Origin of the sequence: Mycolicibacterium sichuanense, assembly GCF_033741125.1 — a bacterium.
In the GTDB taxonomy this organism is placed as follows: Bacteria; Actinomycetota; Actinomycetes; order Mycobacteriales; family Mycobacteriaceae; genus Mycobacterium.
Genome location: NZ_JAWQPU010000008.1, coordinates 31015 through 44648, shown reverse-complemented (window position 1 = coordinate 44648; position 13634 = coordinate 31015). Strand labels below are relative to the sequence as shown.

Sequence of the window (13634 nt, the reverse complement as noted above, 5' to 3'; positions counted from 1 at the left end):
CGTGCGACTGGCCACCTGGAACGTCAACTCGATCCGCTCCCGCATCGACCGCGTGACGGGTTTCCTCGAACGCGCCGACGTCGACGTGCTGGCGATGCAGGAGACCAAGTGCACCGACGCGCAATTCCCGACCATGCCGTTCGCCGCCTTGGGATATGAGGTGGCCCACGTCGGGCACAACCAGTGGAACGGCGTCGCCATCGCCTCCCGAATCGGGCTCGACGACGTCACCGTGGGGTTCGAGGGCCAGCCGGTCTGGAACGATGCCGACGAGGCCAGGGCCATCGGCGCGACCTGCGCGGGGGTGCGCGTCTGGAGCCTCTACGTCCCGAACGGCCGCACGGTCGAAGACCCGCATTACGCCTACAAGCTGGAATGGCTTGCAGCACTGCGCAATACCGCGTCGGGCTGGCTCGCGAGCGAACCCGACCTGCCGGTCGCCCTGGTCGGTGACTGGAACATCGCCCCGACCGACGAGGACGTCTGGGACGTCGAGTTCTTCAAGGGTGCCACGCACGTCACCGAGCCGGAGCGGGCCGCGTTCAATGCCTTCGTCGACGCCTCGTTCACCGACGTGGTGCGGCCCTTCACCCCTGGCCCCGGCGTCTACACCTACTGGGACTACACGCAGCTGCGGTTTCCCAAGCGCCAGGGCATGCGCATCGACTTCATCCTGGGCTCCCCGGCGCTGGCCGCCCGCGTCAGCCATGCCGAGATCGCAAGGGACGAGCGCAAGCCCGGCAAGAAGGGCACCCCGGCTCCGAGCGACCACGCGCCGGTGGTCGTCGACCTCGACTGAACCGTCACACCAGCACGGTGGGCTTGGCCTCCGGATGGGCGTCGGGTTGCGGGGCGTACTCGCTGGTGACGAGCGTGCTTCGCGGTTGCCGCAACAGGATGACCAGCGCGAACGTCGCCAGGATCGCCAGCATCGCCGCCGGCACCAGGAAGGCCATCTCGCCGAAGCGGTGCTGCAGGACGCCGCCGAACACCGCGCCGGTGGTCAGGCCCGCCCACAGTGGGCCCTGGATCCAGAACGACGGTGCCGGCTTGTGCAGTAGCAGGTTGGCCAGGCCGGCGCCGAACCGGACCACGGTGCCCGTGACGTAGGTCAGCGCCATGCTGCGGCCCGCCTCGTCCTGGAGCGTGGCGTTCTGCAGACCGAGTGCGAGCACGATCGGGTAGACGTGCCATGGGATGGCCTCGGAACCGAGCGGCAGGAACGTGCCCACCACCAGCAGGGTCGCCTGGATGCTCAGCAGGCTCACCAGCCGCCAGCGCCCCGACCACGCGGCGATCAGTGTGCCGAGGAAGGCGCCGAGGCAGAAGATGGCGATCACGCCACCGAAGCGCGCGACCCCCTCCCAGTACGTTCCCGAGGCCGCCTCGCCGAGGCGGGTGGTATTGCCGCTCATGAACGACATGAACAGCTGCGAGTACTCGATGAAGCCGATGGCGTCCGCGGTGCCCGCGATGACCGCCAACGCGACGGCGAACCGATTCCTGGTCTTGCTGTGAGCGGGAAATCCCTTGTCCGGCATGAAAATCCTTCGGGTGATGCGGCCTAGGAGAGCGTGACGGGGCTAGTCACGAAGGCATTGACTGGCGATGTCGTTGAGCTACGACAACGTTGAAGTGCAGACGGCGATGTCTGCGACAGGTCCGGTCTACCCGGCAAATCATCGCGGCGAAACCGACGGGATCGGGTTCATAGACGACGCATATCCAACGCGGCGGCGCTTCTCGTCCGTGGGACGTGAAGTCGTCGACGGGCCGTCGCACGCCTGCAGGCCGAGGGCAACCGGGTGAGCGTCGACGAGGTGGGCGCCGCGCCGTCGAGCGAGTGCACCGTGACGTCCGCGTCACGCGCGACATTTGTGTTCTCGATGAAGACCAAGAACACCACCGTCACCCCCGTGCTGGCCGCCGCCGGCATCGCCCTCGGCGTGGCCGGCGCACCCGCAGCTCTCGCCGACGACCCATGCGACGTCGCCGTGGGGCAACGTGCCGCCGCTCGGATGACGGTCGGCGGTACGGCGGCCCGGGGTCAGGCGGCGTTGTCGGCGCCGGCCTCGGTGCCGTAGCGGCCGGCATTGAACAGCGACGCCATCGCACCCAGCAGCATCATCACCGCGGCGGCGATGAACACCACCGTCAATCCCGAGTGGAACGGTTCGGTGATCAGCTGGGGGAAGAACGTCTTGCCCGTCAGCACGTCGGCATTCACCCCCGGCGCCTGCAACGCACCGGACGGCCCCAGCAGCTCGGCCATCGGGTTGTACCCGAGGAACGCGGCGAACAGACTGCCCACTGGCGGCAGGTTCGCCACGTCATGCGCAACCGATGCCGAGACACCTTGGGCCTGAAGGCCACTGCTCATCGCCGTCGGCAGGGAGTTGGCCAGGCCCACGATCATCAGGGAGAAGAAGACCCCGATCGACAACGAGGACCCCGCGTTGAAGAACGTCGCACGCACACCGGATGCGGCGCCGCGCTGGGCGGCCGGCACGCTCGACATGATGGCCGCGGTGTTCGGCGCGGTGAAGATGCCGCCGCCGAGGCCGTTGAGGAACACCAGCAGCGCGAAGACCCAGTAGTCGAAGTTCACCGGAATCAGCACCAGCGCAATGAATGTCGCGGCCATCAGCAACATGCCGCCGACGGTGAACGGCCGCGCTCCGAAGCGGTCCGACAGCGAGCCGGCGATCGGCCCGGCGACTAGGAAGCCGACGGTGATGGGCAGCAGGTAGATGCCGGCCCACAGCGGAGTGGATTCGAAGCTGTAGCCGTGCAGTGGAAGCCAGATGCCCTGCAGCCAGATGATGAGCATGAACTGCAGTCCACCGCGGCCCATCGACGACATCAGCCCGGCGAGGTTGCCCATGCCGAACGACGCCGACTTGAACAGTCGGACGTCGACCATCGGGGACTCGACGTGCAGTTCGACGAAGCAGAAGACCACCAGTAGCAACAGCCCCACGCCGATCGCGCCGAGCACCAGCGGGTTGGTCCACCCAGTGGTGGAGTCACCGTAGGGCTGGATGCCGTAGGTGATGCCCGCCAGCAGCACCGTCAGGCCGAGCCCGAAGGTCAGCGTGCCGGGCCAGTCGAGCTTGCCCGCGGTCTTGGTGCCGAGCTCACGCAGCGAGCGCACGCTCCAGATGGTGCCGACGATGCCGATCGGGACGCCGACCCAGAAGATGGCCTTCCAGTGCCATTCCGACAGGAAGCCGCCGATCAGCAGGCCGAGGAACGACCCGGCGACGGCCGAGACCATGTTGACGCCCAGCGCCATACCGCGCTGGTTCGCGGGGAACGCATCGGTGAGGATCGCCGATGACGACGCCATCAGCATCGCCCCGCCTATGCCCTGGACCACGCGCCAGCCGATCAGCCACAGGGCTCCGCCGCCGAGGTGGAATGGATCGAACGACAGCGCCACCGCCGCGACGGTGAAGACGACGAAACCCCAGTTGTAGATGCGGACCCGGCCCAGCATGTCGCCAAGTCGGCCGAAGGGGACCACCAGAACCGCGGTCACCACCAGGTAACCCATCAGCATCCACAGCAGATAGCTGACGTTGCCGGAGGCCAGCGGGTTGAGCCCTATCCCGCGGAATATCGCGGGCAACGAGATCAGCACGATCGAGGCGTTGATGGTGGCCAGCAGGGTGCCGAGCGTCGTGTTCGACAGGACCACCCACTTGTAGTGCGGATGATCGTGGTCCATCCGGCTACGGCGTCGAGCGGTCTCGGCCAGGTCTGCGTCGGGGTCTTGCACCAGGGGTGGTTTCGTCATCTCAGTCTCAGTCGTCATCGGCTTCGCTCTACGTATCGTTCGGCACTCGACGGGCCACGCTGCCCAAAAAACATATGTTAGCTATACAAAACATCGCGAGGCAATTCCCATTCCTTCGGCCGCGCCGCGAGTTCCTGCGGTACCGTGATCGGCGTCCGCGCGGGAGCGCACGCCAAGTGCGCTGAGAGGACGGCTAGAGCAGTTCCCCGAACCGGGGCGAGCGCCGTCGACCGTATGAACCTGACCGGGTAATGCCGGCGTAGGGAGTACTGAGATGACTGCTGTTCCCAACCCCTCTTCCCACCCCGTTTCGGTGACTACCGGTGCCATCAGTGGAAGCCGCAAAGTGCACCGCGAGCTCGCCGACGGCCAGCGGGTGCCGTTTCGCCGGGTCGAGCTGACCGACGGCGACCATCTGGACCTGTACGACACCTCCGGGCCCTACACCGACCCCGCCGGCGTCATCGACCTGACCGCGGGGCTGCCCGCCCGTCCCGGGGTCGTCACCGACCGCGGCACTCAGCTGCAGCGCGCCCGCCGCGGGGAGATCACCTCCGAGATGGCCTTCATCGCCGTGCGCGAAGGCCTCCCCGCCGAGCTGATCCGCGACGAGGTCGCACGCGGGCGGGCCGTCATCCCGGCCAATCACCGCCACCCGGAGAGCGAACCGATGATCATCGGCAAGGCCTTCGCGGTGAAGGTCAACGCCAACATCGGCAACTCCGCGGTCACCTCGTCGATCGCCGAGGAAGTCGAGAAGATGGTCTGGGCCACCCGCTGGGGTGCCGACACCATCATGGATCTGTCCACCGGCGCCGACATCCACGCCACCCGCGAATGGATCCTGCGCAACTCCCCCGTGCCCGTGGGCACAGTCCCTCTCTACCAGGCGTTGGAGAAGGTCAACGGCGAGCCGACTGCTCTGACGTGGGAGGTGTACCGCGACACCATCATCGAGCAGTGCGAGCAGGGCGTGGACTACATGACCGTGCATGCCGGTGTGCGGCTGGCCCACGTCCCGCTCACCGTCGATCGGGTCACCGGCATCGTCTCCCGCGGCGGGTCGATCATGGCGGCCTGGTGCCTGGCCCATCACCGGGAGTCCTTCCTCTACACCCACTTCGTCGACCTCTGCGAGATCCTGGCCCGCTACGACGTCACCTTCTCCCTCGGCGACGGCCTGCGCCCCGGATCGATCGCCGACGCGAACGACGCCGCCCAGTTCGCCGAGTTGCGCACCCTTGGTGAGCTCACCGCGATCGCCAAATCCCATGGCGTGCAGGTGATGATCGAAGGCCCCGGCCACGTGCCCATGCAGAAGATCGTCGAGAACGTCCGCCTCGAGGAAGAACTCTGTCAAGGGGCGCCGTTCTACACGCTCGGCCCGCTGACCACCGACATCGCCCCGGCCTACGACCACATCACCTCGGCGATCGGTGCGGCCATCATCGCGGCGGCCGGGACCGCGATGCTGTGCTACGTCACCCCCAAGGAACACCTCGGCCTGCCCGACCGCGACGACGTCAAGGTCGGCGTCATCGCCTACAAGATCGCCGCCCACGCCGCCGACCTGGCCAAGGGACACCCCCACGCTCAACGCCGCGACGACGCCCTGTCCAAGGCCCGCTTCGAATTCCGCTGGCAGGACCAGTTCAACCTCTCCCTGGACCCCGACACCGCCCGCGACTACCACGACCAGACCCTGCCCGCCGCCCCCTCCAAGACCGCCCACTTCTGCTCCATGTGCGGGCCGAAGTTCTGCTCGATGCGCATCAGCCACGATGTCCGAGACGCCCTGGATGCCCGCATCTTTCTACCCTTGACCACGTGAAGGCACCATGAGCTACCTACCGCTGACCCCGCCCCGCCAGACCCCGCCGCGGGTGATGACGATCGCCGGTTCCGATTCCGGGGGCGGTGCGGGCATCCAGGCGGATCTGCGAACCTTCGCGCTGCTCGGCGTGCACGGATGCGTGTCGGTGGCCGCGGTCACCGTGCAGAACTCGCTGGGCGTCAGGGGTTTTCACGAGATCCCCGTGGACGTCGTCGCCGGGCAGATCCAGGCGGTCGCCGAGGACATCGGCATCCAGGCTGCCAAGACGGGCATGTTGGCGTCGTCGGCCATCATCGGGGCGGTCGCCGAGACCTGGCGCTGCCTCGAGGTCGCGGTGCCGCTGGTGGTCGATCCGGTGTGCGCGTCGATGCACGGCGACCCGCTGCTGCATCCGTCCGCACTCGACGCGCTGCGGACCGAACTCTTCCCGCTGGCAACGCTCGTCACGCCCAACCTGGACGAGGTGCGCCTGATCACCGGGATCGACGTCGTCGACGCCGCGACGCAGCGCGATGCGGCGCGGGCACTGCACGCGCTGGGCCCGGCGTGGGCCCTGGTCAAGGGGGGCCATCTGCGGACGTCGTCGCACAGCCCCGACCTCTTGTTCGACGGCACCGACTTCCACGAATTCGATGCCGAGCGTATCGACACCAGTCACGACCACGGTGCCGGTGACACCCTCGCCGCAGCCACCGCATGCGCGCTGGCGCACGGCCATCCCGTCCCTGAGGCGGTGGCCTTCGCCAAGCGCTGGATCACCGAGTGTCTGCGCGCCGCATACCCTTTGGGCCACGGACACGGGCCCGTGTCGGCACTCTTCCGCCTGGCCGAGCAGCCTTGAGGCCGCTTGACGTCGACGCCATCGCCGGCGTCGCGCACGCTCCGGCGGGGCCGCCCGCCGGCATCGTCGTCCTTACCCACGGCGCGGGCGGCAACCGGGAATCGCCGATGCTGGTCAGGCTGTGCGACGAGTGGGCGGCACGGGGCTGGCTGGCCGTGCGGTACGACCTGCCGTACCGGCGGCGCCGCCCAAAGGGCCCACCGTCGGGATCGGCCGCCGCCGACCAGGCCGGCATCGCAGAGGTCGTCGCGATGGCGCGGGCCGCCACGGCGGGCCCGGTGCTCGCCGGCGGCCATTCCTACGGTGGCCGGATGACGTCGATGGTCGTGGCGGACGGCCTCGAGGTCGACGTGCTGACCCTGTTCTCCTATCCGCTGCATCCGCCGGGCAAACCGGACCGCGCACGCGTCGAGCACCTGCCCCGCATCGCGGTGCCGACGGTCTTCACCCACGGCACCGCCGACCCGTTCGGCACCATCGACGAAGTCCGCGCGGCCGCCGCGCTGATCCCCGCTCCGACCGAGGTCGTCGAAGTCACCGGCGCCCGTCACGACCTGGGTTCCAAGACACTCGACGTACCGGCGCGAGCCGTCGATGCCGCACTCCGGTCACGGCAGCCCTGATCCTGCTATCTTCCGGTGATGACCTGGCCGTCGGGAGATCCGAATCAGCCGCCCGCATACCAGTACCCCGGGCCGCAGTACCCGCCGCCACCTCCCCCGATGCCCTATCAGCAGGGCCCCTACGGCCAACCCGGGCAGTACGGTCAGCCATCGTTCGGTCCACCTCAGCCGCCGCAGAAGAAGTCGCACAAGGGCCTCTTCATCGGCCTGGCCGTCCTCGCCGTCGTTCTGCTCGGCGGCCTGGCGGCCGTCGTCGCATTCGTGCTCTTCGCCACCAAGGACAAGGTGATCGCCACGAATCTGGCGGTGGGCGACTGCATCACCGACATCCCGAGCGGGTCGCTGGTGCAGATGGTGCCGAAGGTGGACTGCGGCAAACCGCACGCGGGCGAGGTGTACGCGGTGCTGACGATGCCGGACGGTGAATACCCCGGTCAGTCGACGATCGACGAGTGGCAGAACCGGTGCCCCGGCGAACTGGAGGCGTACTCCGCGGACGCCATGGCCGACGACTCGATCGGCGTCTTCGTCCTCTACCCCACCTCCGAGACGTGGGCTCAGGGTGATCGTCAGATCGTCTGCATGGCGACCACCGAGGACAAGCGGACCGGTTCCATCAAGGGCTAACGGCCTCTACCGAGGCCTACCGGTACCTGAGGTACCGTCTTGGCCATGACTACGGAGCACTACGACGCGGTCATCGTCGGAGCCGGGTTCGCCGGAATCGGCGCAGCCATCCAGCTCAAGCGGCTCGGCATCCACGACTTCGTCATCCTGGACCGCGAAGACGACCTCGGGGGCACGTGGTACGTCAACCACTACCCCGGCCTCGCCGTCGACGTGCCCACCACCACCTACTCCTACTTCTTCGAGCCCAACCCGAACTGGTCGCGCCTGTTCACGCCGGGCCCGGAGATCAAGCAGTACGCCGACGACGTCGCCGACAAGTACGGCGTCCGCCGGCACATGCGCTTCAACACCACCGTCGAGGGTGCCCGCTGGGACGGTGAGGCGGACCTCTGGCGGGTCAATCTGGCCGGGGGTGAGACCCTGGCGACGCGGTACCTGATCACCGCGACCGGGTTCCTGTCCCAGCCCAAGGTGCCCGAGATCGCCGGCATCACCGACTTCACCGGCAAGATCGTCCACACCACCGAGTGGGAGGACGACTTCGACGCCACCGGTCGACGCATCGCGGTCATCGGCACCGGTGCCACCGCCGTGCAGCTGATTCCCGAGCTGGCCAAGGATGCTGCCGATCTGACCGTGTACCAGCGCACCCCCATTTGGGTGGTGCCGAAGATCGACGTCCGGTTCGGGGAGCGCGCCAAGCGGCTGTTCGCCCGAATACCGTTGACCCAGCGAGTCCTTCGCTGGTTGACGGATTCGATCTACGAGGTGATGGTGTCGGTCGGCGTGCGGCACTACCGCACCTTCCGCGGACGGTTCAACATCTCGGCGGCCGACCTGGCCAAGCTGCACCGGTTCGCGGTGATACGGGACGCCGACCTGCGGCGCCGACTGACACCCGACTACGACTTCGGCTGCAAGCGCCCAACGTTCTCCAACGGTTACTACCGGGCGTTCACCAAACCCAATGTGCACCTGCATGATTCGGGCATCGACCACATCGACGCCGACGGCATCGTCGGCACGGACGGCACCAAGACGGTCATCGACACCCTGGTGCTCGCGACCGGATTCGACCTGTGGGAGGCCAACTTCCCCGCCATCGAGGTCATCGGCCGCGAGGGGCGCGATCTCGGAAAGTGGTGGCGCGAGACCAGGTTCCAGGCCTACCAGGGTGTCTCGATGCCGTACTTCCCGAACTACCTCAGCCTCGCCAGTCCATATGCGTTCCTCGGGTTGAACTTCTTCAACACGATGGAGTATCAGATGCGGCTGATGGACCGGCTGTTCAGCGAGGTCAAGCGCCGCGGTGCGACCACGTTCGAGGTGACCGAGGAGGCCAACACCGCCTTCTTGGACCGCATGACCGAACTGCTCGGCGACTCGCTGTTCACCCAGGGCAACTGCGCCAGCGCCCACTCGTACTACTTCAACCCGGCCGGGGAGCCGACGCTGCTGCGGCCGTCGTCGACCGAGACGGCCATCGAAGAAGCATCGCAGTTCCCGTTGAGTGACTATCGGATCGAATGATCGGAAAGGATCGGTACGTGGCCCAGGAGAGTAGTTCGAAGTTGCCCACCCTCGCCGGACTGGCGCTGGCCGGAGCGGGCGTCGCGCACTTCGTCCGCCCGGAGTTGTTCGAGGGCATCACCACGTCGGCGTTCCCGAAGGACACCGCGCGCCACCTCCAGATCAACGGTGGCTTCGAGACGGCGCTCGGCGTCGCCCTCGCAGTACCGAAGACCCGCAAGCTGGCGCTGGTGGGCCTGCTCGGCTACGGCGGCTACCTGGCCGCCAACGTCATCCGCAACCGCTAGGTCCGCCTCCTCGCCGCGGCAGCCCGCCGGCGCTCAGCAAACGGCCAGGCCAGCTTCCCGCGTTATCGGTTGCCGGGCGGCTACCCTGCTGAACGTGCCTGATGTGACCAAAGTGACGGATGTGACGAAGCTGCTGTCCCGTCGCAACGTCCTGATGGGTGCCATCGCCTCGGTCGCCGGGATCGCCCTGGTCCGCTGCGGTGCTGACGCCTCGAGCCAGGCCGCCCAGGTGGTTCCCCTGCCGGCGCCCGTAGGGCCACCCCCGCCGCCCACCTGGCCGCCGCTGCTGCCGCCCCCGCCCGTCGAGGCACGAATGCTGCTGCCCGGCGGCGGCGTCCTCAGCGCCCTGCCCGGTCCCGGTGACCTGCTGTCACTGACCCTCGACGACGGGGTCGACACCGGGGTGGTCCGGGCGTACTGCCAGCTTGCCAAGGACACCGGGATCCGTCTGACGATGTTCGTCACCGGGGTGTATTCCTCGTGGACGGACAACCGCGACCTCTTGGCGCCGCTGGTGGAATCGCGCCAGATTCAGCTGGGCAACCACACCTGGATCCATCCGGACCTGACCAAGCTGACGCCCCTGAAGGTCGCCGACGAGATCCGGCACACCCACCAGTTCATCAGCGACACGTTCGGCGTCGACGCCACGCCGTACTACCGGCCGCCGTACGGGGCCTACAACGATGTCGTCCAGTCCGTAGCCGCCGACCTCGGGTACACCGAGACCGTGCTTTGGGACGGCAACCTGGGGGACGACCAGATCCTGCGGCCCGTGGACATCGTCGCGAACGCCAACAAGTACTACACGCCGCAGAAGGTCGTGATCAGCCACCTCAACCATCCCCCGGTCACCGCGACCTATCATCAGCTGCTCGACATCATCGCCGAACGGCAACTCCGCACAGTCACGCTCGACGACGTGTTCTTCAAACCGGAGGCGACGCGCCTCACGTCTGCCTACCCGGGCTAGCCTGTGGCGCGGGGCCTCTGATCGATACTGGGGGCTGGCCGCGGTCGCCCTCGCGGTTTTGGTCCAATTGCGCTCTCCTGCAATGGGTTCGGCGACCGCTCCGCTGGCCGACGCAGTGCTGGCGGTCGGGGTGGTGGTCGCGGCAATCTGGACGACACCGTGCGCGCCGTGACGACGGCGCGGATCGCGCCGATGATCGACAAGGTCTACGACTACGACTACGACTACGACTACGACTTCGACGAAGCGGCAGCGGCAGCGGTATTCGCGAGCCTCGTGCAAGGGCGCCATGTCGGCACGATCGTCATCCGGGTCGACTGAACTGCTCAGACGATCCCGATATGGACAGTTTCAACTGTTCAGTCTAACCTGTCGATATGGCCCAGGTCAGTGAGTCGGCGGTGGCGGCAGCGCGCGAGCTGCGCGTCATGTTCAGCAGGTTGCGCAGGCGACTGCTGGAGGTCGCGACCGCCGACGACCTGACCCCGTCCCAGACCGCGGTCCTGATCCGTCTGGTCAAGGGCGGTCCCGCGTCGACCAGTCAGCTCGCCGGCGCGGAACGCGTGCGCCCCCAATCGATGGCCACCACGATCGCCGGCCTGGAACGCCACGGGATGATCGTGCGGACACCGGACCCCGCCGACGGGCGCCGGCAACTCATCGATCTGACCCCACTCGGCCGCAGCCACGGAGAGAACGATCGCAAGGTGCGCGAGGAGTGGCTGGTGCGCGCCCTGCAGGACCGCTACACCGAACCGGAGCGCCGCGTCATCAACGAGGCGCTGGCGCTACTGGACCGGCTCAACGACTAAGCGAAAGGTGCTGAACCGCCATGAAATTGGGCGTCCACTACATCGACTTCCTGCCCGGCGCTCCCGAGCGGCTCGCCCCGACCCTCGCCGCCACCGTCACCGCAGCCGAGCAGGGCGGCGTCGACATGTTCACCCTGGCCGACCACTTCTTCCAGATGGAGAACGTCGGTCGCGCCGAGGACCCCTTCCTCGAGGGCTACACGACCATGGGCTACCTCGCCGCGCTGACCGAGCGCATCACGCTTTCGATGATGGTCACCGGCGTCACCTACCGCCATCCGGGTGTCCTGGCCAAGACGATGACGACCCTGGACGTATTGAGCGGCGGCCGTTCGATGTTCGGCATCGGCGCGGCGTGGTACGAGCGCGAGCACCACGCCCTCGGCATCCCCTACCCGCCGCTGAAGGACAGGTTCGAGATGCTCGAGGAGACACTGCAGATCTGCCGGCAGATGTGGAGTGAGGACGACGGGCCCTATGAGGGCAAGCACTATCGGCTCGCCGAGACCATCTGCTCACCGCAGCCGATCCGGCGCCCCCCGATCCTCATCGGAGGCTCCGGGGAGAAGAAGACACTGCGCATGGTCGCGCAGTACGCCGACGTCTGGAATGCCACCTCGCCCCTCGATGACTTGCCGCACAAGATCGACGTGCTGCGCAGGCACTGCGACGCCCTCGGACGAGACTTCTCCGAGATCCGGGTGACCGTGGGGTTCTTCGGCGATCCGTTCACCGACGTCGACGGCTACCTGCGCACGCTCGACCAGTACGCGGCCCTTGGCGTTGACACGGTGGGCACCGGACCCATCCCCGGCAACCCCGATCCGGCGGGCTGGGTGAAACGGCTCGGCGACGAGATCATCCCGCGGCTGCCGGACTAGCGGATCCGGTGCGGGCGGTCCCGTCCACCGACGGGCTCTGCGGAAGAGTCGCGCGATGGGCGGCCATGGTGTGTAGTCGACAACCGTGACACCCGCCAGACTGACCTGGAAGCCCGTACCGTCCGACGCCAGCGTCGTCGCGCCCGATGAGCGGCTGAGCTGGCCGCGCACGATCGGCATCGGCGCTCAGCACGTCGTGGCGATGTTCGGCGCCACCTTCCTGGTGCCCGTGCTGACCGGCTTCCCGCCCGCCACCACGCTGCTGTTCTCCGGTATCGGCACCGTGCTCTTCCTGATCATCACCGGCAACCGCCTGCCCAGCTATCTCGGGTCGAGCTTCTCGGTGATCGCCCCCGTCACCGCGGCGGTGGCGTCCAACGGCGCAGGCAGTGCGCTGGGCGGCCTAGTCGCGGTCGGCCTGCTGCTCATCGTCATCGGGGCGATCGTGCACGTCGTCGGGACCGGATGGCTGGACGCGACGCTGCCGCCGGTCGTCACGGGTGCCATCGTGGCGTTGATCGGCTTCAACCTCGCCCCCGCGGCCAAGGCGAACTTCGAGAAGGGTCCGGTGGTCGGCCTCGTCACCCTCGTCCTACTCGTCGCGATCCTGGCGTTCTTCCGCGGCATCATCGGCCGGCTGGCCATCTTCCTGGCAGTCGTCATCGGCTACCTGCTGGCGCTAGCACTCGGTGACGTCGACACCTCCGCGATCGCCGCCGCGCCCTGGATCGGGCTCCCCCACTTCCAGGCGCCATCGTTCAGTCTCTCGGTGCTGCCGCTGTTCCTGCCTGCGGTCATCGCCCTGGTCGCCGAGAACATCGGCCACGTGAAGTCGGTCGGCCAAATGACCGGCACCGACACCGACCCGCTGATGGGCCGGGCGATCGCGGCCGACGGCGTCGCCACCACACTGGCCGGCTTCGGCGGCGGCTCGGCCACCACGACCTACGCCGAGAACATCGGGGTGATGGCCGCGACGCGCGTGTACTCCACTGCCGCTTACTGGATCGCCGCGGCGGTGGCGATCGTGCTGGCCATGTGCCCCAAGGTAGGGGCCGCCATCTCCGCGATCCCGCCCGGCGTGCTCGGCGGGGCGACGATCGTCCTGTACGGGCTCGTCGGCATTCTGGGCGTGCGCATCTGGCTGACCAACCACGTCGACTTCAGCCTGCCCGTCAACCAGATGACGGCCGCGATCCCGCTGATCATCGGCATCGCCGACTTCACCTGGCACGCCGGCTCGTTGATCTTCACCGGCATCGCACTCGGATCGATCGCCGCGCTGGTCATCTACCACGGCATGCGCCTGCTGGGCTTGCGGACGGCGCGCATCGCGGGTGAACACGATCACGTAGTTGCCCATTCCACCCGCGCCGAGGCTGACGGGGGCGATAATGACGCCGAGTCGGGCTAGCGAAGGATGT

Annotated in this window: 15 protein-coding genes; 13 read left to right on the top strand and 2 right to left on the bottom strand. The window is 67.7% G+C overall.

Annotated features, from left to right (window positions below):
- Position 1: 1 nt before the first annotated feature.
- Positions 2-799 (top strand): exodeoxyribonuclease III, encoded by a 798-nt coding sequence (locus tag SBI80_RS22645; protein ID WP_318977087.1) that lies wholly within the window; start codon positions 2-4, stop codon positions 797-799.
- Between the two features lie 4 nt (positions 800-803).
- Here the strand turns inward: SBI80_RS22645 and SBI80_RS22640 are convergent, their stop codons facing one another.
- Positions 804-1541, bottom strand: a complete 738-nt coding sequence (locus tag SBI80_RS22640; protein ID WP_318977086.1) for a YoaK family protein — start codon at positions 1539-1541, stop codon at positions 804-806.
- A 264-nt stretch (positions 1542-1805) separates the two neighbouring features.
- Between SBI80_RS22640 and SBI80_RS22635 the strand changes: the two genes are divergently transcribed.
- Entirely contained in the window at positions 1806-2084 is a 279-nt protein-coding gene (locus SBI80_RS22635) for a hypothetical protein (RefSeq protein WP_318977085.1), read from the top strand.
- Here the strand turns inward: SBI80_RS22635 and SBI80_RS22630 are convergent.
- Positions 2048-3817 carry an MFS transporter gene (locus tag SBI80_RS22630; protein ID WP_413232783.1) on the bottom strand — a complete coding sequence of 590 codons (1770 nt, stop codon included), beginning with the start codon at positions 3815-3817 and terminating at the stop codon, positions 2048-2050. The genes SBI80_RS22635 and SBI80_RS22630 overlap by 37 nt on opposite strands.
- Before the next feature lie 256 nt (positions 3818-4073).
- Here SBI80_RS22630 and thiC point away from each other — a divergent pair, with 256 nt between their 5' ends.
- The 11 genes from thiC (at position 4074) to SBI80_RS22575 (ending at position 13624) form a co-directional block, all read left to right on the top strand.
- Entirely contained in the window at positions 4074-5630 is a 1557-nt protein-coding gene (gene thiC, locus SBI80_RS22625; RefSeq protein WP_318977083.1) for a phosphomethylpyrimidine synthase ThiC, read from the top strand.
- A gap of 7 nt (positions 5631-5637) precedes the next feature.
- On the top strand, positions 5638-6474 hold the full coding sequence (gene thiD / locus SBI80_RS22620) for a bifunctional hydroxymethylpyrimidine kinase/phosphomethylpyrimidine kinase (protein WP_318977082.1): 837 nt from the start codon (positions 5638-5640) through the stop codon (positions 6472-6474).
- Entirely contained in the window at positions 6471-7097 is a 627-nt protein-coding gene (locus tag SBI80_RS22615; RefSeq protein ID WP_318977081.1) for an alpha/beta hydrolase family protein, read from the top strand. Before thiD ends, SBI80_RS22615 begins: the two co-directional genes overlap by 4 nt.
- A gap of 18 nt (positions 7098-7115) precedes the next feature.
- Positions 7116-7724, top strand: coding sequence for a septum formation family protein (locus SBI80_RS22610; protein ID WP_318977080.1), 609 nt, complete (start codon positions 7116-7118; stop codon positions 7722-7724).
- A gap of 45 nt (positions 7725-7769) precedes the next feature.
- The gene (locus SBI80_RS22605; protein WP_318977079.1) at positions 7770-9257 is read left to right on the top strand and encodes a flavin-containing monooxygenase; all 1488 of its coding nucleotides are present in this window, start codon (positions 7770-7772) and stop codon (positions 9255-9257) included.
- A 17-nt stretch (positions 9258-9274) separates the two neighbouring features.
- Positions 9275-9544: a DoxX-related protein gene (locus tag SBI80_RS22600; protein ID WP_318977078.1), complete on the top strand. Its 270-nt coding sequence runs from the start codon at positions 9275-9277 to the stop codon at positions 9542-9544.
- A gap of 133 nt (positions 9545-9677) precedes the next feature.
- Positions 9678-10517 (top strand): polysaccharide deacetylase family protein, encoded by an 840-nt coding sequence (locus SBI80_RS22595; protein ID WP_413232789.1) that lies wholly within the window; start codon positions 9678-9680, stop codon positions 10515-10517.
- A 168-nt stretch (positions 10518-10685) separates the two neighbouring features.
- A complete protein-coding gene (locus tag SBI80_RS22590) occupies positions 10686-10838 on the top strand; it encodes a hypothetical protein (RefSeq protein ID WP_318977076.1) in 153 nt (50 codons plus the stop codon).
- A gap of 56 nt (positions 10839-10894) precedes the next feature.
- A complete protein-coding gene (locus SBI80_RS22585; protein ID WP_318977075.1) occupies positions 10895-11329 on the top strand; it encodes a MarR family winged helix-turn-helix transcriptional regulator in 435 nt (144 codons plus the stop codon).
- Positions 11330-11349: 20 nt separating this feature from the next.
- Positions 11350-12210: an LLM class F420-dependent oxidoreductase gene (locus SBI80_RS22580; protein ID WP_318977074.1), complete on the top strand. Its 861-nt coding sequence runs from the start codon at positions 11350-11352 to the stop codon at positions 12208-12210.
- Positions 12211-12295: 85 nt separating this feature from the next.
- On the top strand, positions 12296-13624 hold the full coding sequence (locus SBI80_RS22575; RefSeq protein ID WP_318977073.1) for a uracil-xanthine permease family protein: 1329 nt from the start codon (positions 12296-12298) through the stop codon (positions 13622-13624).
- The last annotated feature ends 10 nt before the right edge of the window (positions 13625-13634 follow it).

Bases quoted from the DNA above. Each gene is read 5' to 3' on its own strand.
- SBI80_RS22640 (WP_318977086.1), bottom strand. From the start codon at position 1,541: ATGCCGGACAAGGGATTTCCCGCTCACAGCAAGACCAGGAATCGGTTC.
- SBI80_RS22630 (WP_413232783.1), bottom strand. From the start codon at position 3,817: ATGACGACTGAGACTGAGATGACGAAACCACCCCTGGTGCAAGACCCC.
- thiC (WP_318977083.1), top strand. From the start codon at position 4,074: ATGACTGCTGTTCCCAACCCCTCTTCCCACCCCGTTTCGGTGACTACC.
- thiD (WP_318977082.1), top strand. From the start codon at position 5,638: ATGAGCTACCTACCGCTGACCCCGCCCCGCCAGACCCCGCCGCGGGTG.
- SBI80_RS22610 (WP_318977080.1), top strand. From the start codon at position 7,116: ATGACCTGGCCGTCGGGAGATCCGAATCAGCCGCCCGCATACCAGTAC.
- SBI80_RS22605 (WP_318977079.1), top strand. From the start codon at position 7,770: ATGACTACGGAGCACTACGACGCGGTCATCGTCGGAGCCGGGTTCGCC.
- SBI80_RS22585 (WP_318977075.1), top strand. From the start codon at position 10,895: ATGGCCCAGGTCAGTGAGTCGGCGGTGGCGGCAGCGCGCGAGCTGCGC.
- SBI80_RS22580 (WP_318977074.1), top strand. From the start codon at position 11,350: ATGAAATTGGGCGTCCACTACATCGACTTCCTGCCCGGCGCTCCCGAG.